Origin of the sequence: Rhodoferax aquaticus (assembly GCF_006974105.1) — a bacterium.
GTDB lineage: Bacteria > Pseudomonadota > Gammaproteobacteria > Burkholderiales > Burkholderiaceae_C > Allorhodoferax > Allorhodoferax aquaticus_A.
In genome coordinates this window covers 3,613,444-3,637,988 of sequence record NZ_CP036282.1, presented here as the reverse complement: position 1 = coordinate 3,637,988, position 24,545 = coordinate 3,613,444, and the positions used below count along the sequence as shown (strand labels likewise).

Here is a 24,545-nt window from a genome sequence, read left to right as displayed (position 1 = left end):
GCGGTGCCTGGGTCTGCTCGTTGAACACAGAAGGAATTCATGATTGCTATAAATTTAAGAGCTGTTTGCGCAATGTGGATGGGCGCTACAGGCCTTTTTCTACCACTTTTATCCATGGCCGGTATTCCCATTGCGCATTGGACGCAAGCGTCCGGCGCACAGGTGTACTTGGTGCAAAGCCCGGCGATTCCTATGGTCGATGTGCAAATAGAGTTTGACGCCGGTAGCCGCCGCGACCCAGCATCGCAATCGGGCTTGGCCAGCGTGATGGCGGGTTCTATGTCGAACGGGGTGCGCGCCCATGGGGCCGACCCAGCCCTAGACGAAAACGGCTTGAGCGAAGCATGGGCAGACCTTGGGGCATCGTTTGGTGGTGCAGCCAGCGCGGACCGTTTGAGTTTTTCTCTGCGCTCTTTGACGTATCCCGACTTGCTGCCCAAAGCCGTGGCGTTGGCTGCGCGCCAGTTAGGGGAGCCCAGCTACCCAGAGGCTTTGTGGTTGCGTGACCGGCCCAAAATGCTGGCAGCCCTGAAGCAAGCAGACACACGCCCCGCAACCTTGGCAGGCCGGGCGTTTAGCCAAGCGGTGTACGGCAGCCACCCCTACGGGCAGGAGATGACCGAGGCCACACTGATGCGCATAAGCGTGCAAGACATGCGGGCGCTGCACGCGCACGCCGTGCAACCTTGCCACGCCAAGGTCAGTATTGTGGGTGCCGTAGACAAGGCGCAGGCAGACGCCTTGGTGAAGCAGCTGTTTTCACGGGTGACGGTGGCGGCCTGTGCACCTTTGGCCGCCGTGCCAGAGGTGCAGGCCTTGCAAGCTGCCAGTGAAAAGCGCATTGCGTTTGCGTCCGCCCAAGCCCAAGTGCTGATAGGGCAGCCTGGGTTTAAGCGCAACGATCCTGACTTTTTCGCCTTGACCGTGGGCAACCACATTCTGGGCGGCGGTGGCTTTAGCTCGCGCTTGACCGAGGAAGTGCGTGAAAAACGGGGCCTGAGCTACAGCGTCTACAGCTCCTTTTCGCCAGGTTTGCACGCGGGCGCGTTTGGCATTGGTTTGCAAACCCGCCCTGATCAAGCACAACAAGCCTTGGACTTGGTGCGCACCGTGCTCGCGCGCTTTGTGAAAGAGGGGCCGACCGAGAAGGAGCTGCAGGCGGCCAAAGACAATTTGATAGGGGGATTCCCGTTGCTGATGGATAGCAACCGCAAGCTGGTGGGCAGTGTGGCCAATATCGCGTGGAATGGCCTGCCCTTGAATTACCTAGACACGTGGACGCAGCGCGTCCAAGCCCTCACCGTGGCCGATGTGCAGGCCGCATTTGCGCGCAAACTGCAGCCTGACACCATGGCAACGGTGGTCCTGGGGGCGGATTAAAGCAACTTGAAGACTTCGCTAGCGGCTGCCACGGTCGCGGCGATGTCTTCTTCGGTGTGGGCTGCGCTCATAAAGCCCGCCTCGTAGAGCGCCGGGGCAAAGTACACGCCGCGATCTAGCATGCCGTGGAACAGGGTGTTGAAACGTTGGTTGTCCGTCTGCATGACGCGCGCGTAGTTTTGCGGCAGGCTGTCAAACAAGAAGAAGCCAAACATGCCACCTTCGCTGTCGCCACAGAAGGGCACACCCGCGGCATCGGCAGCGCCTTGCAGGCCGCTGATCAAGGCTTGGCTCTTTTGCCCCAGTGCTTCATAAAAGCCCGGTTTGCTGATTTCGCGCAGAGTGGCCAAGCCGCAGGCGGTGGCTACGGGGTTGCCAGACAAGGTGCCGGCTTGGTACACCGTGCCCAAGGGAGCCAGTTGCTGCATGAGGTGGCGCTTGCCGCCAAAAGCCGCCAAGGGCATGCCGCCACCAATCACTTTGCCCAATACGGTCATGTCTGGCTCAAAGCCGGGTATGGAGCGCGCGTACACGCTTTGCGCGCTGCCCAAGGCCACGCGCAGGCCGGTCATGACCTCGTCAAACACCAAGAGTGCACCGTACTCAGAGCACAGTTCGCGGCAGCGCTTCATAAAGGGCACGGAGGCGCGCACAAAGTTCATATTGCCCGCAATGGGCTCGATGATCAGGCAGGCCAACTCTTTGCCATGCAGGGCAAAGGCTTCTTCGAGTTGCGCCACATTGTTGTATTCCAGCACCAAGGTGTGCTGCACCACTTCAGGGGGGACGCCAGAGCTGGTGGGGTTGCCAAACGTAGCCAGGCCAGAGCCGGCCTTGACCAAGAGTGCATCCGAGTGGCCGTGGTAGCAGCCCTCAAACTTGATGAACTTGGGGCGGTTGGTAGCGCCTCGGGCCACTCGAATGGCGCTCATAGAGGCTTCGGTGCCAGAGCTCACCAAGCGCACCATGTCCATGCTGGGCACTGCTTGCAAAATGGCTTCGGCCAGTTCTACTTCCCGCTCGGTGGGGGCACCATACGAGAAGCCTTCGAGCACTGCTTCTTGCACGGCCTGCACTACGGCCGGGTGCCCGTGTCCCAAAATCATGGGGCCCCACGAGCCTATGTAGTCGATATAACGCTTGTTGTTGGCATCCCAAAAGTAGGCGCCTTGCGCACGGGAGACAAAACGGGGCGTGCCGCCCACGGCCTTAAAGGCCCGCACGGGGGAATTCACGCCACCGGGAATGACGTTCTGTGCGCGTTCAAAGAGTTGGAGGTTGCGGTCAGTGACGGGTTGCATTGGGGGAAATCTCAAAGTTGGAATCTAAGTCAGTGGCGTCGTCGGTCTCGTCTTCTTCAGGGTGGGCCCAGAAAAGCCGATCCGGGAGAACATTGCCCATACCAGGGCGAAAGCCGTTTTCCAAGCATCTATCCAAGTAACTCAGTGCTTCTCCGACGGCTTCCACCAGCTCTGTATCGCTGGCGATCAACGCTGCCAACGCGGCACTCAGTGTGTCACCAGCCCCTGAAAAAACGGCCTCAAAACGTTCGTACTTGTGGCTGCATAGCACTGCCTCTGGCGTGCAAAGTACATTGTCAATGTGCTGGTCAGGCAGGGGCATGCCGGTCACCAGGGTGTAGGGCACGCCGTACTCGTTGGCAGCGCGGGCAAGGTCGAGTGCGGAAGGGGGCAGCGGGGTGCTCCAGTCAGGCAGCAACCAGCGGGTGAGGGTGCTGTAGTTGCCCACCAAGACCGTGGTTTGCGGCAGCAAAAGCTCGGTGCAGGCATCGTGGTATTGGTCGGTTAGGTCTTCTTGCCACCACGAAAGGTCTGGCATATATGCAACCAAAGGTAAATCTGCGTAATCAGATGCAAGCTCCGCAATGGCGCTGAGGTTCTCAGGGCTGCCTACAAACCCGACCTTGAACACATCTACCGGAATGTCTTCCAAAATCGCTCGGGCTTGCTCGGTCACAGCCTCGTCATCGAAGGGATAGTGGTCCAATATTTCAGACGTGTCTCGGGCATACGCCCCAGTGATAACGGGTAGCGCATGAGCGCCCACTGACGCAATGGCGGTGAGGTCGGCGCTAATGCCGCCCGCACCACTGGCATCATTGGCATTGAACACCATAATGCAGGCAGAGGGGCCGTCATCGGCGTCTTCGTCGTCAAGGTTGGGTGGGGGATTTGCTTGCATTGGTGAGCCTGTATTGGGGTTAGTCCTCAGGCAGAATGTGATCATTCAGTGGGCGTGCAGTTCGTTCGCTTACGCTGCCTCTATACAATCATTCCATTCTATTCGAAGGTAAGTGCGACCGTGACTGATGCAAAAACTTGGATGTGCCTGATTTGTGGCTGGATTTATGATGAAGCCGCAGGCGCCCCAGAGCACGGGATCGCCGCAGGCACTGCATGGGCACAAGTGCCCATGAATTGGACCTGTCCCGAATGTGGGGCGCGCAAAGAAGACTTCGAGATGGTGGAGCTTTGACGCTGCGTATTGGTGATTCAAGCCCCTATTTGTTCAGGAGACATGCTTTGTGAGTACCAGTGTTTCAACCTTCAAGGTGTTGGTCGTAGATGACAGCAACACGATTCGCCGCAGCGCGGAGATATTCCTTAAGCAGGGTGGCCATGAAGTGATGTTGGCTGAAGATGGCTTTGTGGCCTTGGCGCAGGTGAATGATTACCAGCCACAGCTCATTTTTTGCGATATTTTGATGCCGCGCCTTGATGGCTACCAGACCTGTGCGATTATCAAGCGCAACCCCAAGTTTTCGAACGTTCCCGTGATCATGCTTTCCTCTAAAGATGGAATCTTTGACAAAGCACGCGGACGTATGGTGGGTGCCCAAGATTACTTAACCAAACCATTTACCAAGGATCAACTGTTGCAGGCCGTGCAGCAGTTTGGTGCCGTTTTGCAAGGAGCTATTTGATGGCAATACATAAAGTACTCATCGTTGACGATTCAAAGACAGAGATCATGTTTCTCACGGAGTTGTTGCAAAAAAATGGCTACACCGTGCGCTCCGCAGAGAACGCCGATGAGGCATTCAAGCGTTTGGCGGAAGAGAAGCCGGATCTCATTTTGATGGATGTGGTCATGCCTGGTCAAAACGGGTTCCAGCTCACACGATCGATCAACCGGACCCCTGAGTATGCGGATGTGCCTATCATCATTTGCACCAGCAAAAACCTAGAAACTGACCGTGTGTGGGGCATGCGCCAAGGCGCTAAAGACTACATCACCAAGCCCGTGGACTCGGTGGAGTTGTTTGCAAAAATCAAAGCCTTGAGCTGATTCGCCTCACCCATGGCAAACAGAGAAGCAATTCGCGAACTGCAGGCCCGTTTGGCCAGTCGGCTCCAAGCGGCACGCACCGAAGGCGTGGCGGTGGCTTGGCTTGCAGTCAAGGCTGGTGGCCATAACTACCTTTTGCCCTTGGGGCAGTCGGGTGAAATTTACCCCATGTCCAATGTGCAGTCTGTACCTTATGTGCGGCCGTGGTTCCGTGGGGTTTTAAATATCCGCGGGGGCCTGTATGGGGTCGTTGATGTGGCGGGCTTTGTGGCTGAAACTGGCGGAGCGCCGCATGCGGAAACCCTCGCTTTGGACTCTAGCGTTGTCACCTTCAACTCCGCTCTAGAAGTCAATTGCGCCCTCCAAGTGGATAGTTTGGCAGGGTTACGCGGCGTGGATGCATTTGAGTCGTCAGAGCCACCCGCGGAAGGCGCGCCCGCCTATTTCGGCAACCGATTTGTAGATTCGACGGGCGAGCATTGGCAGGAGATTAACCTGCGCACATTGTCCCAATTCCCTCAGTTTTTGAGTATCAGCGTTTAGTTCACTGTTAAGGCGCCATCATGTCCGTAGTCGACCAATTGAAAAACATTTTTGCCAAAAAGCAAGTCGAGTCTGAGCTTGACTCACGCCTCAGCTTGGCTATGCCGGATGGCTCTCCCGATGCGGCTTCGGATGATTCGTTGGCGCACAAACCTGCGGCTGATGCCGTAGACCTTGCTGTGAAAGCTGCCGCCACAGCCGAAGATGCAGGAAACCAGGACTTGATTTCCGTCCCCTTGTTGGGAACTCGTACGATTGCTGATCACCAAAAGCGTTTGGGTGTTGCTTTTGGCGTGTCGCTGGCTCTATTGGGTGTGGTGGTGTTTCTCACGCTCAGCCAATCGAACAAGGTTGCGCAGCAGTTGAATGCAACGGGGCAGTCTTTGATGCAGTCTCAGCGTCTTGCTAAGTCTGTGACGCAAGCTGTTGTGGGAAGTGCGCAAGCTTTCCCTGACGTCTCAGATAGTTCGGGTGTTTTGGCTAAAACTATCAAGGGTTTGCAGTCCAGTGATGACGATATGAATTTGGCTGCTGTAGGTGATAAGTACGCCGCTGAAATGCAAAAAATTACGCCCTTGGTTGACCGAGCTGAAAAAAATGCGAAGGCGGTGCTGGCCCAGCAAAAAATTCTGACCCAGATCGGATCCGCGCTGCGCTTGATTAACCGCCAGTCGTCAGATTTGCTGGAGATCGCTGAAACAATTTCATCGTTGAAGCTTCAGCAAAACTCGCCCTCCGTTGAAATCTCCGCTGTGGGTCAGTTGGTGATGTTGACGCAACGTATTGGTAAGTCCTCCAATGAGTTCTTGACCTCTGAGGGTGTAAGCCCTGAGGCGGTGTTTTTGTTGGGTAAAGACTTGAACACTTTCAAAGAAATTTCCGAAGGATTGTTGTCTGGTAGTTCTGAACTTCGCCTGACAGCCGCGAAAGACGCCGCTACGCGCGAACAGCTAGAAGCACTGATCAAAATGTACGGTGAGACCCGCGTGCAAGCAGGTGCCATTTTGGGCAACTTGCAAGGCTTGGTGTCTGCGCGTGAAGCGCAGAGCGCGATTATTGAAGACAGTGAGCCACTGCGTCGTAACCTCGAAGAGTTGCAAGCAAAACTCTCCAATCAGGCTGGTGTTTCTGGCGAGCTTTTCTTGGCCATGGTGGCATTGGCAGTCTTGGTGCTGGCTTCAGCGGCAGGTTTTTCTGCGGTTCAACTGAAAGACAGTCGCAAGCGCCAAATCGTCGCTGAAGACCAACGGCTGGAAGCTGAGCAACAACAGCAAGACGCCAAGCGCGTGAACGATGCCAATCAGGCTGCGATTTTGCGTTTGATGAACGAGTTGCAAACTGTTGCGGAGGGCGACTTGACCCAAGAAGCTACGGTGACGGAAGACATTACCGGAGCGATTGCTGACTCGGTGAACTACACGGTGGAAGAGTTGCGCTCCTTGGTAACCAACGTGCAAAGCACGGCTGCGCGTGTTGCGCAAACTACCTCTGAAGTGGATGCCACGTCTACAGAACTCTTGGCTGCATCCAATGAGCAGCTGCTAGAAATTCGTGAAACGGGCCGCTCTGTAGTGGATATGGCCGGTCGCATTAACGAGGTGTCCGTTCAAGCGCAAGAGTCTGCTGCGGTAGCTCGCCAATCGCTGCTGGCTGCGGAAACCGGCTTGACTGCGGTGCAGAACGCGATCGGTGGTATGAACTCCATCCGCGACCAAATTCAGGAAACATCTAAGCGTATCAAGCGCCTTGGTGAGTCTTCTCAAGAGATTGGTGAAATTACAGAGCTGATTTCAGACATTACCGAACAGACCAACGTTTTGGCCTTGAATGCCGCTATTCAAGCGGCGTCTGCCGGTGAAGCCGGACGCGGGTTCTCCGTGGTTGCCGAGGAAGTTCAGCGTCTTGCGGAACGCTCCGCAGACGCGACTCGCCAAATTTCCGCCTTGGTGAAGGCGATTCAGACCGACACACAAGATGCGATCGGCGCTATGGAACGTTCCACGCAGGGTGTGGTGGAAGGAGCCAAGCTTTCCGACAACGCGGGTACGGCGCTGACCGAGATTGACCGGGTGTCACGCCGTGTTGCGGAATTGATTGAGCAGATTTCGGGCTCTGCATCGCGGGAAGCCGGCTTGGCCAACGTGGTTGCAGACAACATTCAGCACATTTTTGCGGTGACGGAGCAGACCGGAGAGGGTACCCGCGCTACAGCGAACCAAGTGCGTGAGCTCTCACGCATGGCGGAAGAGTTGCGCCAGTCGGTGTCACGATTCAAGATTGCTTAAAGCCAGTCTTTGTCGCGTATTTGTTAAGCAAAGTGATCCTCAGGAGAGCCCCAATCCATGTCATCGAATCCTGCCGCTGTTGGCGAAAATGAGATAGCGGCCAGCGATCTTGGTCCACTCGCTTGGGTGTTGGATGAGTTGCGCAAATCGCTCGATGGCGCGACCAAAGCAATGCGTCGATTTGTACGGGACGCCGAGCTGGCCCGTGGTGCAGAGTTGACTGACTTAGATGCCAGCCATCTGCGCGTCGCGCGGCAGCAGTTGCACCAAGCGGTCGGTGCCCTGGAAATGGTTGGGCTAGGTGCACCTGCCAAAGTGCTTCGTGCAATGGAAGCTTTGGCCCAGAAGTTTGTGCAGCGCCCAGAGACTTGCAGCGATGAGGCTGCCAACAAGTTGGAACGCGCCAGCTTTGCGTTGACGGAGTATCTTGAGGGTTTGCTGAAAGGCAAAAAAGCATCTCCGGTTGCTTTGTTTGCCCAGTACCGGTCGGTCTTGGAGTTGACGGATACCGACCGAGTCCACCCTGCTGATTTGTGGCCTGTCGAATGGCGTTGGCTGGATGTAACCGTGCCGGAAACCTCCGCACTTGCCTATTCGTCAGCGGTGCGCGAAAAGATGGATTGGGCCGTACTCAAAGTTGTGAAGATGGGAGACAACCATTCTGCAGCCCGTTTGAGTGCCGTATGCCATGGTCTAGCGATGGCGGGTGTCGATGCCCATGCGCGAACTTTTTGGTTGGTGTGCGCCGCCTATTTTGAGGCGGTTGCGATGGGCCTGTGTCCAAGTGATGTTTACACCAAACGGGCCGCATCGCGGGTGTTACAGCAGTACGCCATTTTGGCCCGAGGAGGAGCCGCTCCTTCGGAGCGCTTGGCATTGGACTTGTTGTTTTTTTGCTCCTTGGCTCAGCCGTCCATGGGCACCGCCCCACTGCTGACCGCTGTTAGAAGTGCTTATGGCTTAGATGACTCTAAGTTCGTGGACTATGAAGCCGCGCACTTCGGGCGCTTTGATCCAGCACTCTTGGTTTTAGCGCGCAAACGGATTGCCGCTGCATCCGAAACTTGGTCTGCCTTGGCTGGTGGCGATGTAAACCGACTAAAGGCAGCTGGCGAGCAGTTTACGTCCGTGGCTGAGTCCATGGTCAAACTGCATCCGGAGACGCACGAGTTGTCGTCAGCTTTGCAGCGTGCAATTGAGTTCACAATCGCGTCCTCTGCCGCTCCAACACCTGCCGTGGCTATGGAAGTTGCGACAACGATTCTGTATCTGGAAGCCGCGTACGAGGATTTAGATCCCACAAATTCACACATGATGGAGCGCAGCACACGTTTGGCGCAACGTATGTCTGGTGTAGTTGGTGGAGGCGTGTCCGAACCCATGGAGTCCTGGATGGAGGACTTGTACCGGCGCGTGAGTGATCGACAAACGATGGGGAGCGTTGTCGCTGAACTGCGCACCACCTTGGATGAAGTCGAAAAATCGTTGGACCAGTTTTTCAGGGCGCCCGCCGACAAGACGCCGTTGCAAGAATTGCCGAGCCGACTTGCCCAGATGCGCGGGGTCTTCTCTGTCCTTGGATTGGACCAACCTGCTATAGCCGCCTTGCGGATGCGTACCAGCGTGGAACAGTTTCTGGTGGACGACATCGATGAAGCTGCAGCGCGCTTAGGAATTTTTGAGAAGCTTGGCAATAGTTTGGGCGCGATGGGGTTTCTCATCGACATGTTGAGCTACCAGCGAGAACTGGCCAAACGGCTGTTTGTCTATGACGAAAGCTTGGGAGAGTTCCGTCCGCTTATGGGGCGAGAGCGTGTCTCGGTGGTACCGGATGTATCCACTGACCAAGTTCATGTGGGTCTTGAAGATACGCACTTGGCTGCCAGAAACGATGTAAACATAGATATGCTGGCCACGGTTCCGTTTGCCGTTCCGTCGGCAACAGTTGCTTCGAAGGTCATGTCTCCCGTTGTCATTGATGAAGATGAAGACGACACGGACCTACAGGACATTTTCTTGGAAGAAGCCCGAGAGGTCGTGCTGACAGGACTTGCTTCCATTGAAGCCTTGCGTAGTGATCCCGCTGATCTCGAGCAACAAACAGTGCTGCGTCGCGCGTTCCACACCCTCAAAGGCAGTTCACGTATGGTGGGACTCACAGAGTTTGGCGAGGCCGCATGGTCTTTTGAACAACTCCTGAATACCTGGCTTGCTGAGCAGCGGCCTGCGAGTGAAGATCTCATTGCGGTGGCTACGTCGGGTATGACCGCATTTGGGCTTTGGGTTGAAGACATCGCGTCAGGCGATGCTGGTGCTTGGCATTCCGCCGATTTTCGTAAAGCTTCCGACGGTCTACGCTTGCACAATGAGCGGATTGGGGTGGAGGCACCTAGGCGGGTTCCCACCGTCTCCTCCCCAATGGAGCTTGACGTCCGCTTGGATCCCTCCGGGGGCGATGTTGCGGAGCTTGAGGAAGACCTGGCTGCGTTGGAATTGGCCGCGAATCAGTTTGCAGAGCCGCATGGCGAACTGCCTGATTTAGAGCTTGATTTTGACCAGGCCGAGCCTGTCCCAGAGATTCCGTTAGAGCTACAGCTTCCTGAAGAACGGAGCGAGTTAGTCGCCAATCAACTGGCTGGCGCGGAGCTTGCCGTCAGCCCATCCACGAGGCCAAATGAGCCCGACAGCGCACGCGATGGGTTTTCCCCAACGCAATTGGCCAGCCCTGACTTCGCGGATAGCCATCCCCCTGTTACCGAGTTCGCTGCCACTGCACCGGTCGATTTTGAGGCCACTCAGCCCTTTGATTTACGCGCGAATGATGTTCCTGTGGATCTGGCTAGTGCGGGTACGGAAGTAGAAGAAATTGACTTTGGCGATTTTGACTTCGGTACTTTGGATACCCCCGCTGAGATTCCCGCTTCTGCAGTTTTAGTAGAAGGTATCGACTTTAGTTCTGCGGATACGAGAGCAGACTTAGACCCGGTGTCTTCTGAGCCTTTCGATTTGGCAAGGGAAGTGATTGAGCCGGATTCTGAGCAAGGGCTGCCAACACAAGCTTCCGTTGAGCAAGGCGCTGAAGAAGCTGCACAGGTTCATGAAGAACCTGAATCTGCGCCGGAAGTCCTGGACGAGCGCATCAAGGTCATTGGCCCCCTGCGTCTAAGCATTCCACTTTACAACGTGTACCTCAATGAAGCTGACGAATGGTCCCGTCGACTGCAGACTGAACTCACTGAATGGAGCTTGGAACTAGAGCAGGACTTGCCTGACTCGGCCGTGGTTTTGGCGCATTCTTTGTTGGGAAGTTCAGCAACGGTCGGCTTCACCGCTTTGTCGGATATGGCGCGTTTGTTAGAGCAAGCGCTTCAGCATGTGCAGCTGCATCGCCAAGGAACCTTGGAGCATGCCCAAGTGTTTAACCGATCTGCAGAGGACATCCGCCGCTTGTTGCACCAGTTCGCAGCGGGGTTTCTGAAAGACGCTGATGTCTCAATCATGCAAGCGCTGCAGGACATCATCGACACGGAATTCTTGGCGCCGACCATGAAAGTCGATATCGAGACCATTGACGATATGCCCTTGGATGACGTGATCCAATCGCTAGAGCAAGAGCAAGAGCAAGAGCTAGAGCTAGAGCAAGAGCAAGAGCAAGAGCAAGCTATCGAGGCAGCCATCGATGAAAGCCTGATCGTTGCAACGCCAGCCTTGGTCGACGTACCACGGGTCATGGCAGCAGCGCCGCTCAAATTCGCTGAACAGGGTGATGATGAGATCGATGCGGTGGATAGCTTGGATGATGATCTGTTCCCCATCTTTGACGAAGAGGCAACGGAGTTGTTGCCTCAGCTTGGCGCTGCATTGCGCGAATGGGTGGATCACCCGGACCATGCATCCGCCCGTAACAGCGTTCTGCGCGTTTTGCATACCCTTAAAGGCAGTGCCCGCTTAGCTGGTGCCATGCGATTGGGTGAAATGGCGCACCGCATGGAGTCTAGTATTGAGCAGTTAGGTGCTGAGCAATTGCAGTCTGTGCAATTGGAACCTCTGCTACCAAGGTTTGATGACATACAGCGCACCTTTGCCAGCCTGAACACTCCGGTGGACGAAGATGAGGTGACACCTGCTGAGGTCACTGAGGAGTCAGTTCAAGCGAGTGGGCAGGCTAAACCAGCGCGCCAGATACTGCATGCTCCTATTGCGACATCATTTGCACCCATTCGGCAGGTCAGTGGTCAGTCAGTGCGTGTGCGCTCCAAGCTACTCGACCAGATGGTCGCCCAAGCTGGCGAAGTGCTAATCACGCGTTCACGCATGGATGCGCGCATGGCCCAGGTTCGCTCATCACTGGTAGATTTGAGTGGTAACTTGGACCGATTGCGCCAACAGCTGCGTGACGTGGAGCTTCAGGCGGAGTCCCAAATGCAATCGCGTTTGGCACAAACCAAGGACTCCGCTCAAGCGTTTGATCCGTTAGAGTTTGACCGATTTACCCGCGTGCAAGAACTCACCCGCATGATGGCTGAGTCTGTGAATGACGTGGCGACGGTACAGCGCAATTTGCAGCGTTCGATTGAAGGCAACGAAGATGATTTGATTGCACAGGGACGCCAAGCCCGCGAGTTACAGCGCGATCTCTTGCGCACCCGTATGGTCGAATTCGAGAGCATTTCAGACCGCCTGTACGGGGTAGTCCGTCAAGCGTCTAAAGACACCGCCAAACAAGTTAAGTTGGACATTGTGGGCGGATCTATTGAAATGGACCGGGGCGTACTTGACCGTATGGCGCCAGCTTTTGAGCACATGCTGCGCAATGCCATTGCCCACGGAATTGAAGATGCTGAAGTGCGGGCAGCGGCGGGTAAGCCGCTCGCCGGTACGATCACTATTCAGGTTAACCAAGAGAGCAATGACATCTCTGTCGCCTTTAGTGATGACGGATCTGGCTTGCACTTGGACAAGATTCGCGCAAAGGCGATTGCTAACGGAGTCATCAAACAAACCGACGACTTGAGTGATTCTGATGCTGCCAATTTGATTTTTACCCCGGGCTTTTCTACGGCTGATTCTGTTACCGAATTAGCTGGCCGAGGGATTGGGATGGATGTGGTGCGTTCAGAGGTCACTGCGCTAGGTGGCCGTATTGAAACCACCACCACTGAAGGCCAAGGTACGCGGTTTAAGTTGGTGTTGCCACTCACCACTGCGGTGACGCAGGTTGTCATTCTGCGTATGGGGGAGTTCACGATTGGGGTGCCCTCCAACTTGATTGAAACCGTACTGCGAGTGCCTTCGAAGGCCGTGGATGCTGCTTATCAGAGCAATAGTTTTGAGTTCGGCGCACGTACTTTGCCGTTTTTCTGGGCGGGCGCCTTGCTGCAAGTCTCGGCAATGAGCAAAGATGAGCCTCTCAAAACCCAAGCAGTCGCCATTTTGCGAAGCGCGGGCCAAGAGCTCGCCTTGCATGTGGACGAAGTCTTGGGTAACCGAGAAGTCGTGGTCAAGAACCTAGGACCACAGCTGGCTCGGCTCCCAGGCTTGGCAGGGATGTCTGTCTTGGCGTCTGGCGCCGTGGTGTTGATCTACAACCCTGTGGCTCTCGCTGCAGTGTACGGTGAGAAGGCCCATGAGATGCGCATGCAGGCGCAGGCTGCAAACACCGCTGGAGCTCCCGTTCAGCAAGGGCAAGAGTCTGCTGTTTGGATGGGCGACTCTGACAAGCTACCGCTAGTTCTGGTAGTTGATGATTCCATCACGGTGCGACGCGTTACGCAGCGCTTATTGAAGCGTGAAGGCTATCGTGTGGCCCTGGCGGCTGATGGACTTCAGGCCCTTGAGCAATTGATGGAAGAGCGTCCCGCAGTGGTCCTGTCTGACATCGAAATGCCACGCATGGACGGGTTTGACTTAGCGCGCAATATTCGTAACGACGAGCGTTTGCGTGACTTGCCCATCATCATGATCACGTCGCGCATTGCGGGTAAGCATCGTGAGCATGCCAAAGAACTGGGAGTGGACCACTACTTAGGCAAACCGTACTCTGAAGACGAGTTGCTTGAGTTGGTGCGCGGCTATTGCGTCGTGTCTGCCGAGGGTTGATCGGCGTCGCGAGCCTGCGCGTACCTTGCAAGGGTGCGCGCACGTGCTTCCCCATGGTCTATAACGGGATGGGGGTAGTTCTCACCCAAGACTACTTTGGCAACCGTCAGCTCTTGTGGTTTTGCTAGCCAGGGAGCGTGAATGGCTCTTTTGCCAAGCTGGCCAAGCTGTGGCAAATAGCGGCGAATGAACTTACCCTCGCCGTCAAATTTTTCACTCTGCGTAATGGGGTTGAATATTCGAAAGTAAGGCTGTGCGTCACAGCCTGTGGAGCTCACCCATTGCCAACCCCCGTTGTTGGCCGATAGGTCAAAGTCGTTGAGCTTTTCGGCGAAATAGGCCTCTCCCCAGCGCCAGTCAATGCCTAGGTGTTTGACAAGAAAGCTACCCGCCACCATACGGAGTCGGTTGTGCATATAGCCTGTCTGGTTAATTTGGGCCATGGCCGCGTCGACCAGTGGGTAGCCGGTCTTCCCTTGGCACCACGCTTCAAATAGCGCCAAGGCAGTAGGTCCTTCTTCCCATTGCACGTTGTTGTAGGCAGCTTTGAAGGGGTGTCCCACCACATGCGGAAAATTCGCAAGAATTTGCACATAAAAGTCACGCCAGGCCAGTTCACTCAACCACACCTTGGCGCCCTGGTTGCCAGCCAGATACTGCTCGTAAGCAAGTTGTACCAATTGGCGAATGGAGACGGTCCCAAAGCGGAGATGAACACCTAGGTAGCTTGGCCCTTTGACGGCAGGGAAGTCGCGTGCGCTGTCGTATCGTTCCAAGCGGGGCCAGAAATCAGCGAGCAGGGCACTCGCTGCAGCCTCGCCAGCGCCTAGATGGAGCGCACTGAGATTGGTGCGCTCGAACCCCAAAGCCTCAAGGCTTGGCAGCTCATTTCTCCATGCTGCGGGTTTTGCGGCGAGCATGTTTTCTGCATCATCGAGCCGACACGGTCCCAGTGGCGTGTCCTCCAGACGTGCTAACCACGCACGCCAATACGGAGTGAACACGGTGTAAGGCTTACCCACCTGCGTGACAACTTCCATGCGCTCAAAGATCACATGGTCTTTGACTGTTCGAAATGCGATCCCTTGGCCTGAAAGCGCTAGCTCCACGGCAGCATCACGATTGAGGGCCGCAGGTTCATAGTCGCGTCCACAATACACTGCGTTGGCGCTTAAGGCCAGCGCAATCTCCGGTACCAGCGTTTGCGCGTCTCCATGCGCAACGAGCAAACCCGCGTGTGCGTGGCCTGCCACTTGGCGCAGCGAAGCGTCAAGCTCTTGCACTGCACCATGGATGAACTCCACGCGTCTGTCATGCTTGGGAAGCGCCGACAAGATCGCCGTGTCAAAGACAAATACGCAGTGCACCTGTTCGCACTCTGCTAGGGCTGTACTGAGGGCCACGTTGTCATGCAGCCGCAAATCGCGTCTGAACCATACCAAACCTGTTTTGAATTGCGCTTGCATCTGTGCCGCTAAAATAAAAGGATGTCCGGCGATTCTGCACCTATCAACCTCACCAACCATTTTTTGATCGCTATGCCCGGACTGGAGGATGCGATATTTTCAAAAAGCGTGGTCTATGTGTGTGAGCACAGTGAGCGTGGTGCCTTGGGCTTGGTGATTAACAAGCTAGCCGATATCAACTTAGGGTCCCTTTTTGACAAAGTCGAACTCCCGCTTCAGCGCGCAGACTTAAGCCAAGCCCCGGTGTACTTGGGTGGCCCCATGCAAGGGGATCGTGGCTTTGTGCTGCATGAGCCTATCCTGGCTATGCCCGACGACAAGACAGATCAGTTGTTCCAGTCCACCATGAAGATTCCTGGTGGCTTAGAGATGACCACCTCCAAAGACGTCTTGGAAGCCCTGTCATGCGGTGGTGGCCCACGCAAGGTTCTAGTGTCTTTGGGTTATTCCTCATGGGGTGGTGGTCAGTTGGAGTCAGAGTTGGGAGCCAATAGCTGGCTCACCGTTGCAGCTGACCCAGCCTTGATCTTCGACACCCCACCTGATCAGCGCTATGAAAAAGCCCTCAACTTGCTGGGCCTGCAGTCTTGGATGATCTCCACCCAAGTGGGGCACGCATGAGTGCACCGGCCCCGGCTATGGGACCGGCGGATGTGCCACCCAGCCACCGTGTGTTTATTGCCTTTGATTTTGGAACCAAGCGCACCGGTGTAGCCGTGGGCAACCGGGTGATGGGTACGGCGCAGCCGCAAGGCAGCATCCAAGCGCAGGGGGACGCGCGCTTTGAACAGATCGCCAAGCGGCTTAAAGAGTGGCAACCCGATGCCATCGTCATCGGCGTTCCCTACCATCCCGATGGCGCCGCCCATGAAAACACAGCGCGCGCCAAAAAATTTGGCCGCCAGCTCCATGGGCGTTTTGGTTTAACGGTTTACGAAGTGGACGAGCGCTACAGCACCACAGAGGCTTTGGCCTCGGGCGCAAAAGATGCCGATGCCGCCTCAGCGTGCATTATTTTGGAACAGTTTTTAAGGGGATTGGTGTGAGTACATTGGCACTGGACGCAGAGGCACTTTACGGCGAATTATTGCGTGGCGTGCGCTTGATGTGCGCAAGCGATACCCGCTTGGTAGGCATCACCTCGGGTGGCGCTTGGTTGGCTGAGCGCCTGCAAGCTGACCTTGGCTTAAGCGGCAAAGCGGGTTCCATTTCTTCATCCATGCACCGAGACGACTTTGCCCAGCGCGGCCTAGCGTCTGGTGGGCAAACCCAGCTGCCTTTTGACATCAATGGCGCGCATATCTTGCTGCTAGACGATGTGCTGTTCACCGGTCGCACCATTCGCGCAGTGATCAACGAGTTGTTTGACTATGGTCGCCCCGCGAGCGTGCGGCTCGCCGTTTTGGTAGACCGTGGTGGGCGTGAGTTGCCGGTGCAAGCGGACTACTCAGCGGCACGTGTGAGTCTGGCGGCTGGCCAATCTTTGGCACTTGCACGCAGTGATGCGGGGGTCTTCAGTTTCAACGTGAAGGAAAGCTAAGCATGCTCTACAAACGTAACCCGCAGCTCAACAAAAATGGCGAGCTGGTGCATTTGCTCTCAATAGAAGGGCTGCCCAAAAGCATACTGACCCATATTCTGGACACTGCAACCAACTTCGTCTCGGTCAATGACCGCGAGGTGAAGAAGGTGCCACTCTTACGTGGCAAAAGCGTGTTCAACCTGTTCTTCGAGAACTCCACACGCACACGCACCACCTTTGAAATTGCGGCCACCCGTTTGTCAGCGGACGTGATCAACCTCGACATCGCACGCTCGTCTGCCTCCAAGGGCGAGTCATTGCTAGACACCATTGCCAACCTCAGCGCCATGGCCGCGGACGTGTTTGTCGTGCGCCACAGTGAGTCTGGCGCCCCCTACCTGATTGCGCAGCACGTAGCGCCGCACGTCCACGTAATCAATGCAGGGGACGGACGCCACGCCCACCCCACCCAGGGTTTGCTGGACATGTTCACCATCCGGCACTTCAAGAAAGATTTCAGCAACCTCACCGTGGCCATCGTGGGCGACGTGTTGCACTCACGCGTGGCCCGCTCTGACATTCACGCGCTGACAACACTAGGCTGCGCCGAAGTGCGCGTGGTCGGCCCAAAAACCTTGGTGCCGTCGGACATGGCGCACATGGGCGTGCGGGTGTGCCACACGCTGGAAGAGGGCATCAAAGACTGCGACGTGGTGATCATGTTGCGCTTGCAAAACGAACGCATGAGCGGCGCGCTGTTGCCCTCGTCGCACGAATACTTCAAGAGCTTTGGCCTCACGCCAGAAAAGCTGCAATTGGCCAAGCCAGACGCCATCGTCATGCACCCAGGCCCCATCAACCGCGGCGTAGAGATTGACTCCACCGTGGTGGATGGCGCGCAAAGCGTGATCTTGCCTCAGGTGACGTTTGGTATTGCGGTGCGTATGGCCGTGATGAGCATTGTGGCGGGCAACGAAGCCTGAGCCTGTTGGCACGCATACGGAAGGACGCAACCCCATGAACATTCTCATTCAAAGCGGTCGCATCATCGACCCCGCTTCTGGCCTCGATCAGGTTGGCGATTTGGCTATTGCGGATGGCAAAGTGCTGTCCATTGGTAGTAGCCCCAGCGGCTTTGCGCCCGACACCACGCTGCAAGCCCAAGGGCTGGTTGTTAGCCCTGGCTTGGTGGATCTGTCGGTACGCCTAGGAGAGCCCGGCCATGAACATGAAGGTAAGCTCGCCACCGAGTTGGCAGCAGCCGTTGCCGGTGGTGTGACCACCGTGGTCTGCCCGCCAGATACTGACCCCGTGCTGGACGAGCCCGGCTTGGTCGAAATGCTGCGATACCGCGCAGAGCGACTCAAGCTCTCGCGGGTGTTTCCGCTAGGCGCCTTAACGCGCAGCCTCAAGGGCGAAGTGCTGACCGAAATGCTGGAACTCACCCAAGCGGGCTGCGTAGGTTTTGGCCAAGCTGAGGTAGCGCTGAGCAACACCCAAGTCTTGCAGCGTGCCTTGCAATACGCCAGCACCTTTGGCTACCCCGTGTGGTTGCGGCCGCAAGAGTTTCACTTGGGTAAAGGTGTGGCTGCTAGCGGACCGCTGGCGACTCGCATGGGCTTGAGCGGCATACCGGTGGCAGCAGAAACCATTGCCTTGCACACCATTTTCGAGCTGATGCGTTCCACCGGCGCGCCTGTGCACCTGTGCAGAATCAGCAGTGCGGCAGGCGTGGCTTTGGTCCGCCAAGCCAAGCAAGAAGGCCTGCCCGTCACCTGCGACGTCAGCGTGAACTCCTTGCACCTCACGGACGTGGACATTGGCTACTTCGACAGCCGCATGCGCTTGACGCCACCCCTGCGCCAGCAGCGCGACCGTGACGCGCTGCGTGCTGCCTTGGCCGACGGCACCATTGACGCACTGGTGTCTGACCACACGGCGGTGGGTGAAGACGAGAAGGCGCTGCCGTTTGCCGAGAGCGAACCCGGCGCCACCGGCCTAGAGCTGCTGCTGAGCTTGGCCCTTAAGTGGGCGCAAGACAGCGGCTTATCTATCGCCCAAGCCCTGGCCACCGTGAGTGCGCGGCCCGCCCAAGTGCTGGCAAAAAGCAAAGTGGCCGCTGCAGCGGGCCTGGGCCAATTGCGCGTAGGCGCTGTGGCAGATGTGTGCGTGTTCGACCCGCAAGCTGAGTGGCGCGTGGAGCCCTCTGCTTTGCGCAGCCAAGGTAAGCACACCCCTTTTGGTGGCTACGAGTTGCAAGGTCGCGTGCGGGCTACCTTGGTCGCTGGCCATGTGGCCTACCAAGCGTAAAACGGTGCGGACCGTGGGCTTGGAGAACAAGGGATGAAGACCCTGCGCGCCTTGGGGCGACTGTGCCTCGTGGTGCAACATTTGCTGGGCGGCGTGTTCACGCTGTGGTGGACGTTTCCTAAGCTAACTGCTGCACAAAAAGAAGAGCGAATTAGTGCTTGGGCGCGCATGCTACTTGCGCGGCTAGCTATTAAATTGGTAGTAAAAGGAGCGCTGCCACAGCAAGGGCCTTTGCTCTTGGTGGCCAACCATATCTCGTGGCTGGACATCATCGTCATGCACGCCGCGCGCTATTGCCGCTTTATCTCCAAAGCCGACGTCAAGCACTGGCCCGTGGTGGGCACCTTGGCCAGTGGCGCAGGAACAGTCTTTATTGAGCGCGACTCCCGCCGTGACGCGGTGCGGGTGGTCCACCACATGGCCGAATGCTTGCAGCAGGGCGATGTGCTTGCCGTCTTTCCTGAAGGCACCACGGGCGACGGCCAAACTGTCTTGCCCTTTCATGCCAACTTGCTCCAGGCCGCCATTGCGGCGAATGCTCCGATTCAACCCGTGGCACTGAGCTTTGTGGATGGCCCAAGCGGCGCCCTCAGCTTTGCCCCTTGCTACATCGGTGATGACAGTTTGCTCACTTCCTTATGGCGCACCCTGTGTGCCGACAACGTCCATGCCGTGGTGCACTATGGCACCCCGCAAACCGCCGACGGCCGCGACCGCCGAGCCTGGGCGCACGACCTGCGCAACACCATCCAAGCCATGCGAGCGCCGAACGCTTAGCTCAGAGCGCACCTGTTAGACACATTGCAGGCATGCCAACGGGCTCGTTGGCGTAGGAGGATTGAGTGAATTCCAGTATGGTGGATATAATTTCCACCATGAAAGAATCTCCTGCCATCGAATTAAACCAACGCATCGCCCAGCGTGTGCGCGACTTGCGGGCCCAGGGCGGCTACTCGCTAGACGTTTTGTCCACCCGCAGTGGCGTCAGTCGCTCCATGTTGTCCTTGGTCGAGCGGGGCGAGAGCAGCCCCACCGCCGTGGTGTTGGAGCGCATTGCCACCGGGCTCAACGTCACCTTGGCTTCTCTGTTTGAGAACCCGCAAGCCACAACCGAGCCGATTGCGCGCTACGCAGACCAACTGCTATGGCAAGACCCGCACTCAGGCTATGTGCGCCGCAACGTCACGCCCGCTAGCCTAGGCGCTGCGGTGCAAATCGTTGAAGTCTTGTTTCCACCGCAGGCCAGAGTCATGTACGAAAGCACAACGCGTGAGCCTGTGGTGCAGCAGCAAATCTGGATCTTAGAGGGCACTATGGAGGTCACCCTGGGCACCACCACGCACACCTTGCATACGGGTGACTGCCTGGTCATGGTCCTCAACCAAACCATGGCCTACCACAACCCTACCCAACACACCGCGCGCTACGCCGTGGTGATTGCCAACCTCGCCAAACCTTGGAGCCCCTGATGTCTAACGTCGCACCTTTGCCTACTGTTCGCACCCTGACCCACGCCACACAGGGGGAGTTGCAAGCGCTGGTTGATTTGCTGATCGACTGCGTGGAGGGCGGGGCGTCGGTCAGCTTCATGCACCCACTTTCGCCCGAGCGGGCGCGTGGGTTTTGGGAGCGCGTGCTGGCCGATGCGCAAGCGGGGCTGCGCGTGCTGCATGTGGTGGACGATGCCCAGGGCATTGTGGGCACGGTGCAAGTGGTCTTAGACCAACCTGAAAACCAGCCGCATCGGGCAGAGGTATCCAAAATGCTGGTGCACCGCCGCGCCCGCAAACAAGGCTTGGGCGCCGTCCTCATGCAAGCCGCCCACGCATCGGCAGCGGCCCACCGCAAAACCCTGTTGGTCTTAGATACCTCCAGCCCAGAGGCTGAGCGCTTGTACACCCGCATGGGCTGGCAGCGTGTGGGCGAAGTGCCCGACTTCGCCCTCTTGCCGCATGGGGGGCTGTGCAAGACTACGTTTTTCTACCGAGCGGTGTGAGAGGTGATTGCTGTTTGCTTGCAATAATCCCCCCATGCGAATCAACCTTGTCACCCCATTTGCCGAAAAAGACGCTGCTAAAGCCTTGGGCGCCCGCTGGGACGGTACGCGCAAGGTGTGGTACATCACCGATGTCGAAGACCTGACGCCATTTGCCAAGTGGATTCCTGACCTGGCTGCTGCGCGTGCTACGCCCGCCCCAGCGCCTAGCAAGCTCTCTGCGACCGGTGTACGCACGGGACCAGCGCTAGCTCCGGCGCATTGTGGCTGCCAAGTCTTGCCTTGGGTGGCATGTGAACACACCCCAGCAGCGCAAGTGACTTTTGCTAAGGCTTGAGCGGCAAGCGCATTCAGGTGTCGTGTGTGAAGGGCTGCGCATCCTTGGCAAAACGGTTGCCACTGAGGCGCAGGTTGGATGCCCAGCAAAGTGGGCAACATCGCAGCTAGACGGTCTGCTATGAACTTTGAAGCGGTCTGCGCAATGTGGATGCGCGCTAACGGCTAGTTAGGCTTGATAACCGCAGGCAACTAGCTTGAGGGGATGCATCGACACTCTGCGCGCTTGGCGCCCCCGACGGGAATCGAACCCATATCTAGCGCTTAGGAGGCGCTCGTTCTATCCATTGAACTACGGCGGCGTGGCAGAGAGAGCCCGTATTCTAGGGCACGGGCGCAGCGATTCTTTACTTGGTGAGCTGGCGCATGGCTTCTTCTAAGCCTTTGAGTGTCAGCGGGTACATGCGCTGCTGCACCAACTGCTGGATCAGGCTGATGCTTTGGCGGTACTGCCACACGCCTTGCGGCTCTGGGTTGATCCACGCGAATTTGGGGAAGGCGTTGGTCAGGCGTTGCATCCACTCGGCGCCGGGCTCTTCGTTGTTGTATTCCACGCTGCCGCCGGGCTGCAAAATTTCGTACGGGCTCATGGTGGCATCGCCCACAAAGATCAGTTTGTAGTCTTTGTTGTACTTGCGGATGATGTCCCAGGTTTCAAACTTTTCGGCAAAGCGCCTGCGGTTGTTTTTCCACATGAAGTCGTACACGCAGTTATGGAAGTAATAAAACTCCAGGTGCTTGAATTCGGTCTTGGCCGCGCTGAACAACTCTTCCACGCGTTGGATGTGTTCGTCCATGGTGCCACCCACGTCCATGAGCAGCAACACTTTCACATTGTTGTGCCGCTCGGGCACCATCTTGATATCCAGGTAGCCCGCGTTGGCGGCCGTGCTGCGTATGGTGTCGTCCAAGTCTAGCTCTAGCTCGTTGCCTTCGCGGGCAAATTTGCGCAGGCGGCGAAGCGCTACTTTGATGTTGCGGGTACCTAGCTCTTGCGTGTCGTCGTAGTCTTTGTAGGCCCGCTGGTCCCACACTTTGACTGCACTTTTATTGCGCCCCTTGTCTTGGCCTATACGCACGCCTTGCGGGTTTTGGCCGTAGGCACCAAAGGGCGAGGTGCCGCCCGTGCCAATCCATTTATTGCCGCCTTCGTGCCGTTCGTTTTGCTCTTCCAAGCGCTTCTTGAGCGTGTCCATGAGCTCGTCCCAGCCCATTTTTTGCAGCTTGGCTTGCTCTTCGGGCGTGAGGAATTTCTCTAGGTTTTTACGCAACCAGTCGGCGGGGATGTCTTTGGTGAAGTCCGCAATCATCTCCACGCCTTTGAAGTAGGCGGCAAAGGCGCGGTCGAACTTGTCGTAGTGCTTTTCGTCTTTGACCAGCGCGGTGCGGGCGAGGTAGTAAAAGTCGTCTATCTTGTAGCCACTGCTGGCATCGCCTTCGTCGGCCACGGTGTTTGGGCCCACCACCCCTTTTTGCAAGGCTTCTAGCAGTGTCAGGTACTCTTTGACCGACACAGGGAGCTTGGCTGCGCGCAGGGTGTAAAAGAAGTCAAGCAACATGGCAGTGGTGGTTGAAGTGCGGGCAAGCGCTTAGACGCGGGGCTTGGTCAGTTGGTATTGCAAGTGCGCACGCACCGTAGGCCACTCGGGCGCAATGATGCTGTACACGCAGGTGTCGCGCAGCGTGCCTTTGGCGTCAGGGTGTGGGTTGACCTGGTGGCTGCGCAACACGCCGTCGAGCTTGGCGCCCAAGCGCTCAATGCCTGCGCGGCTTTGGTGGTTGAAAAAGTGCGTTCTAAATTCCACGGCAATGCACTGCAAACTGTCAAACGCGTGGCCCAGCAGCATGAGTTTGCACTCGGTGTTGATGGGGCTGCGCTGTACGCTTTTGCGATACCAGGTGGAGCCAATCTCTACCCGCCGATTGGCGTTGTCGATGTTCATGTAAGTGGTCATGCCCACGGCTTTGCCCGACGCGTTGTCCACAATGGCAAACGGCAGCATGGAGTCTTTGCTTTGCAAGTCCAAGCGGCGGCGAATCTCGGCTTGCATGCCTTCCGGCGTAGGAATGGCGGTGTACCACAGCTTCCACAACTCGCCATCACGCACACCTTCTACCAAGTCGTCATGGTGTTCTGGGGCCAGGGGGACCAAGGTGGCGTACTGACCTGTCAATGTCACGGGGCTACACAAGGCCATCATTTGTCTCCCTTTTGTCGACTGACGCGCCAGCGGCGGGCCAGTTGTAGCCCTAAGCCTCCGCCCAAGCCCACCAGCACGATGGCGCCAATGCTGGCGTTGCCGTAACCGGGGGCAAACAAGTCCAAGCCAAGCATTCGCCCGACCCAAAAGCCAAGAAGCGCGCCGCCCACAAAGCCCACAGCGTCGGACAGGCCTTCGATTAAAAGTTTGTTCGTCATTGGAGGGTTGCAGTGGTTTAGCGGTTGTGGCGTTGCATGAACATCAGTTTTTCAAACAGCGTGACGTCTTGCTCGTTTTTGAGCAAAGCGCCCACCAGCGGTGGCACTGCCATCTTTTCGTCCTTGCTTTGCAAGGCTTCCAGCGGAATGTCCTCGGCCAGCAGCAGCTTGAGCCAGTCCAGCAGTTCACTGGTGGAGGGCTTCTTTTTCAGGCCTGGTAGGTTGCGCACATCAAAAAAAGTTTTCATGGCCGCTGACAGCAGCTCTTTTTTCAAGCCGGGGAAGTGCACATCCACAATGCTTTGCATGGTGGTGGCATCGGGGAACTTGATGTAGTGGAAGAAGCAGCGGCGCAAAAATGCGTCGGGAAGTTCTTTTTCGTTGTTCGACGTGATGAACACCAGTGGGCGGTGTTTGGCACGGATGAGTTCACGCGTTTCGTAGCAGTAGAACTCCATGCGATCGATCTCGCGCAGCAAGTCGTTGGGGAACTCGATGTCGGCCTTGTCAATCTCATCAATCAAGAGCGCCACTTGGCGGTCTGCCGTGAAGGCCTGCCACAGCACGCCTTTGACAATGTAGTTGTTGATGTCTTTGACACGCTGGCCACCATCCACATCCGACAGCTGTGAGTCACGCAAGCGGCTCACGGCGTCGTATTCGTACAAGCCCTGTTGCGCCTTGGTGGTGGACTTGATATGCCACTGCAGCAGCGGCATGTCCAGCGCTTGCGCCACTTCTTCGGCCAACATGGTTTTGCCGGTGCCAGGCTCCCCTTTGACCAAGAGCGGGCGCTGCAAGGTCATGGCGGCATTGACCGAGAGCATCAAATCTTGGGTGGCAACGTAGTTCTTGGTACCTTGAAATTTCATAGTTCTAA

23 protein-coding genes and 1 tRNA gene are annotated in these 24,545 nt (G+C 56.8%); 16 read left to right on the top strand and 8 right to left on the bottom strand.

The features are described from left to right. Positions 1–39 precede the first annotated feature (39 nt). Positions 40–1,380 (top strand): M16 family metallopeptidase, encoded by a 1,341-nt coding sequence (locus tag EXZ61_RS16855; protein ID WP_142812859.1) that lies wholly within the window; start codon positions 40–42, stop codon positions 1,378–1,380. Here the strand turns inward: EXZ61_RS16855 and hemL are convergent. Together hemL and thiD are read right to left on the bottom strand one after the other, a co-directional pair. After that, on the bottom strand, positions 1,377–2,681 hold the full coding sequence (gene hemL / locus EXZ61_RS16850) for a glutamate-1-semialdehyde 2,1-aminomutase (RefSeq protein ID WP_142812858.1): 1,305 nt from the start codon (positions 2,679–2,681) through the stop codon (positions 1,377–1,379). The genes EXZ61_RS16855 and hemL overlap by 4 nt on opposite strands. Further along, on the bottom strand, positions 2,665–3,582 hold the full coding sequence (thiD, locus tag EXZ61_RS16845) for a bifunctional hydroxymethylpyrimidine kinase/phosphomethylpyrimidine kinase (protein ID WP_142812857.1): 918 nt from the start codon (positions 3,580–3,582) through the stop codon (positions 2,665–2,667). The genes hemL and thiD overlap by 17 nt, the downstream gene beginning before the upstream one ends. A 120-nt stretch (positions 3,583–3,702) precedes the next feature. On the opposite strand from thiD, the gene EXZ61_RS16840 reads away from it, so the two are divergent. Genes EXZ61_RS16840 through EXZ61_RS16815 form a run of 6 tightly spaced genes read left to right on the top strand, consistent with a single transcriptional unit; the run spans position 3,703 to position 13,616 of the window. Beyond that, complete coding sequence (locus EXZ61_RS16840; protein WP_142812856.1) at positions 3,703–3,876, top strand: rubredoxin; 174 nt, start codon at positions 3,703–3,705, stop codon at positions 3,874–3,876. A gap of 49 nt (positions 3,877–3,925) precedes the next feature. After that, positions 3,926–4,324, top strand: a complete 399-nt coding sequence (locus tag EXZ61_RS16835) for a response regulator (RefSeq protein ID WP_142812855.1) — start codon at positions 3,926–3,928, stop codon at positions 4,322–4,324. Then, positions 4,324–4,689 (top strand): response regulator, encoded by a 366-nt coding sequence (locus EXZ61_RS16830; RefSeq protein WP_142812854.1) that lies wholly within the window; start codon positions 4,324–4,326, stop codon positions 4,687–4,689. The genes EXZ61_RS16835 and EXZ61_RS16830 overlap by 1 nt, the downstream gene beginning before the upstream one ends. Positions 4,690–4,701: 12 nt before the next feature. Then, positions 4,702–5,232: a chemotaxis protein CheW gene (locus EXZ61_RS16825; RefSeq protein WP_142812853.1), complete on the top strand. Its 531-nt coding sequence runs from the start codon at positions 4,702–4,704 to the stop codon at positions 5,230–5,232. 20 nt (positions 5,233–5,252) lie between these two features. Further along, a complete protein-coding gene (locus EXZ61_RS16820; RefSeq protein ID WP_142812852.1) occupies positions 5,253–7,517 on the top strand; it encodes a methyl-accepting chemotaxis protein in 2,265 nt (754 codons plus the stop codon). A 57-nt stretch (positions 7,518–7,574) separates the two neighbouring features. Next, positions 7,575–13,616, top strand: a complete 6,042-nt coding sequence (locus tag EXZ61_RS16815; protein ID WP_142812851.1) for a hybrid sensor histidine kinase/response regulator — start codon at positions 7,575–7,577, stop codon at positions 13,614–13,616. Here EXZ61_RS16815 and EXZ61_RS16810 read toward each other — a convergent pair. Continuing rightward, on the bottom strand, positions 13,589–15,082 hold the full coding sequence (locus EXZ61_RS16810) for a cryptochrome/photolyase family protein (protein ID WP_142812850.1): 1,494 nt from the start codon (positions 15,080–15,082) through the stop codon (positions 13,589–13,591). The two genes, EXZ61_RS16815 and EXZ61_RS16810, sit on opposite strands and share 28 nt — an antisense overlap. A gap of 21 nt (positions 15,083–15,103) precedes the next feature. Between EXZ61_RS16810 and EXZ61_RS16805 the strand changes: the two genes are divergently transcribed. The 9 genes from EXZ61_RS16805 (at position 15,104) to EXZ61_RS22000 (ending at position 21,247) form a co-directional block, all read left to right on the top strand. After that, positions 15,104–15,703, top strand: coding sequence for a YqgE/AlgH family protein (locus tag EXZ61_RS16805; RefSeq protein ID WP_142812849.1), 600 nt, complete (start codon positions 15,104–15,106; stop codon positions 15,701–15,703). After that, positions 15,700–16,128, top strand: coding sequence for a Holliday junction resolvase RuvX (gene ruvX, locus EXZ61_RS16800; protein WP_142812848.1), 429 nt, complete (start codon positions 15,700–15,702; stop codon positions 16,126–16,128). The genes EXZ61_RS16805 and ruvX overlap by 4 nt, the downstream gene beginning before the upstream one ends. Next, on the top strand, positions 16,125–16,622 hold the full coding sequence (gene pyrR / locus EXZ61_RS16795) for a bifunctional pyr operon transcriptional regulator/uracil phosphoribosyltransferase PyrR (RefSeq protein WP_142812847.1): 498 nt from the start codon (positions 16,125–16,127) through the stop codon (positions 16,620–16,622). Before ruvX ends, pyrR begins: the two co-directional genes overlap by 4 nt. A gap of 2 nt (positions 16,623–16,624) precedes the next feature. Continuing rightward, a complete protein-coding gene (locus EXZ61_RS16790) occupies positions 16,625–17,587 on the top strand; it encodes an aspartate carbamoyltransferase catalytic subunit (RefSeq protein WP_142812846.1) in 963 nt (320 codons plus the stop codon). A 34-nt stretch (positions 17,588–17,621) separates the two neighbouring features. Then, entirely contained in the window at positions 17,622–18,914 is a 1,293-nt protein-coding gene (locus tag EXZ61_RS16785) for a dihydroorotase (RefSeq protein WP_142812845.1), read from the top strand. A 33-nt stretch (positions 18,915–18,947) separates the two neighbouring features. Continuing rightward, on the top strand, positions 18,948–19,691 hold the full coding sequence (locus tag EXZ61_RS16780; RefSeq protein WP_142812844.1) for a lysophospholipid acyltransferase family protein: 744 nt from the start codon (positions 18,948–18,950) through the stop codon (positions 19,689–19,691). Between the two features lie 98 nt (positions 19,692–19,789). Next, on the top strand, positions 19,790–20,383 hold the full coding sequence (locus EXZ61_RS16775; RefSeq protein WP_237218991.1) for a helix-turn-helix domain-containing protein: 594 nt from the start codon (positions 19,790–19,792) through the stop codon (positions 20,381–20,383). Further along, positions 20,383–20,910, top strand: a complete 528-nt coding sequence (locus EXZ61_RS16770; RefSeq protein ID WP_142812843.1) for a GNAT family N-acetyltransferase — start codon at positions 20,383–20,385, stop codon at positions 20,908–20,910. The genes EXZ61_RS16775 and EXZ61_RS16770 overlap by 1 nt, the downstream gene beginning before the upstream one ends. A gap of 34 nt (positions 20,911–20,944) precedes the next feature. Continuing rightward, positions 20,945–21,247, top strand: coding sequence for a DUF5710 domain-containing protein (locus tag EXZ61_RS22000; protein WP_201799087.1), 303 nt, complete (start codon positions 20,945–20,947; stop codon positions 21,245–21,247). Between the two features lie 226 nt (positions 21,248–21,473). Here EXZ61_RS22000 and EXZ61_RS16760 read toward each other — a convergent pair. The 5 genes from EXZ61_RS16760 to EXZ61_RS16740 all read right to left on the bottom strand — a co-directional run bounded on the left by EXZ61_RS16760 (position 21,474) and on the right by EXZ61_RS16740 (position 24,537). After that, positions 21,474–21,548, bottom strand: a tRNA-Arg gene (locus tag EXZ61_RS16760). 45 nt (positions 21,549–21,593) lie between these two features. Further along, a complete protein-coding gene (locus EXZ61_RS16755) occupies positions 21,594–22,805 on the bottom strand; it encodes a vWA domain-containing protein (RefSeq protein WP_142812842.1) in 1,212 nt (403 codons plus the stop codon). A gap of 30 nt (positions 22,806–22,835) precedes the next feature. Continuing rightward, positions 22,836–23,447, bottom strand: coding sequence for a GNAT family N-acetyltransferase (locus tag EXZ61_RS16750; protein ID WP_201799086.1), 612 nt, complete (start codon positions 23,445–23,447; stop codon positions 22,836–22,838). Next, positions 23,444–23,665, bottom strand: coding sequence for a hypothetical protein (locus EXZ61_RS16745; RefSeq protein WP_142812841.1), 222 nt, complete (start codon positions 23,663–23,665; stop codon positions 23,444–23,446). The genes EXZ61_RS16750 and EXZ61_RS16745 overlap by 4 nt, the downstream gene beginning before the upstream one ends. Before the next feature lie 17 nt (positions 23,666–23,682). Beyond that, on the bottom strand, positions 23,683–24,537 hold the full coding sequence (locus EXZ61_RS16740) for an AAA family ATPase (protein WP_142812840.1): 855 nt from the start codon (positions 24,535–24,537) through the stop codon (positions 23,683–23,685). Positions 24,538–24,545: the final 8 nt, after the last annotated feature.

Bases quoted from the DNA above. Each gene is read 5' to 3' on its own strand.
- EXZ61_RS16810 (WP_142812850.1), bottom strand. From the start codon at position 15,082: ATGCAAGCGCAATTCAAAACAGGTTTGGTATGGTTCAGACGCGATTTG.
- ruvX (WP_142812848.1), top strand. From the start codon at position 15,700: ATGAGTGCACCGGCCCCGGCTATGGGACCGGCGGATGTGCCACCCAGC.
- EXZ61_RS16740 (WP_142812840.1), bottom strand. From the start codon at position 24,537: ATGAAATTTCAAGGTACCAAGAACTACGTTGCCACCCAAGATTTGATG.
- EXZ61_RS16785 (WP_142812845.1), top strand. From the start codon at position 17,622: ATGAACATTCTCATTCAAAGCGGTCGCATCATCGACCCCGCTTCTGGC.
- EXZ61_RS16770 (WP_142812843.1), top strand. From the start codon at position 20,383: ATGTCTAACGTCGCACCTTTGCCTACTGTTCGCACCCTGACCCACGCC.
- EXZ61_RS16815 (WP_142812851.1), top strand. From the start codon at position 7,575: ATGTCATCGAATCCTGCCGCTGTTGGCGAAAATGAGATAGCGGCCAGC.
- EXZ61_RS16830 (WP_142812854.1), top strand. From the start codon at position 4,324: ATGGCAATACATAAAGTACTCATCGTTGACGATTCAAAGACAGAGATC.
- EXZ61_RS16790 (WP_142812846.1), top strand. From the start codon at position 16,625: ATGCTCTACAAACGTAACCCGCAGCTCAACAAAAATGGCGAGCTGGTG.
- hemL (WP_142812858.1), bottom strand. From the start codon at position 2,681: ATGCAACCCGTCACTGACCGCAACCTCCAACTCTTTGAACGCGCACAG.
- EXZ61_RS22000 (WP_201799087.1), top strand. From the start codon at position 20,945: ATGCGAATCAACCTTGTCACCCCATTTGCCGAAAAAGACGCTGCTAAA.
- EXZ61_RS16825 (WP_142812853.1), top strand. From the start codon at position 4,702: ATGGCAAACAGAGAAGCAATTCGCGAACTGCAGGCCCGTTTGGCCAGT.
- EXZ61_RS16805 (WP_142812849.1), top strand. From the start codon at position 15,104: ATGTCCGGCGATTCTGCACCTATCAACCTCACCAACCATTTTTTGATC.
- EXZ61_RS16820 (WP_142812852.1), top strand. From the start codon at position 5,253: ATGTCCGTAGTCGACCAATTGAAAAACATTTTTGCCAAAAAGCAAGTC.
- EXZ61_RS16745 (WP_142812841.1), bottom strand. From the start codon at position 23,665: ATGACGAACAAACTTTTAATCGAAGGCCTGTCCGACGCTGTGGGCTTT.
- EXZ61_RS16780 (WP_142812844.1), top strand. From the start codon at position 18,948: ATGAAGACCCTGCGCGCCTTGGGGCGACTGTGCCTCGTGGTGCAACAT.
- EXZ61_RS16750 (WP_201799086.1), bottom strand. From the start codon at position 23,447: ATGATGGCCTTGTGTAGCCCCGTGACATTGACAGGTCAGTACGCCACC.
- EXZ61_RS16775 (WP_237218991.1), top strand. From the start codon at position 19,790: ATGAAAGAATCTCCTGCCATCGAATTAAACCAACGCATCGCCCAGCGT.
- EXZ61_RS16855 (WP_142812859.1), top strand. From the start codon at position 40: ATGATTGCTATAAATTTAAGAGCTGTTTGCGCAATGTGGATGGGCGCT.
- EXZ61_RS16755 (WP_142812842.1), bottom strand. From the start codon at position 22,805: ATGTTGCTTGACTTCTTTTACACCCTGCGCGCAGCCAAGCTCCCTGTG.
- thiD (WP_142812857.1), bottom strand. From the start codon at position 3,582: ATGCAAGCAAATCCCCCACCCAACCTTGACGACGAAGACGCCGATGAC.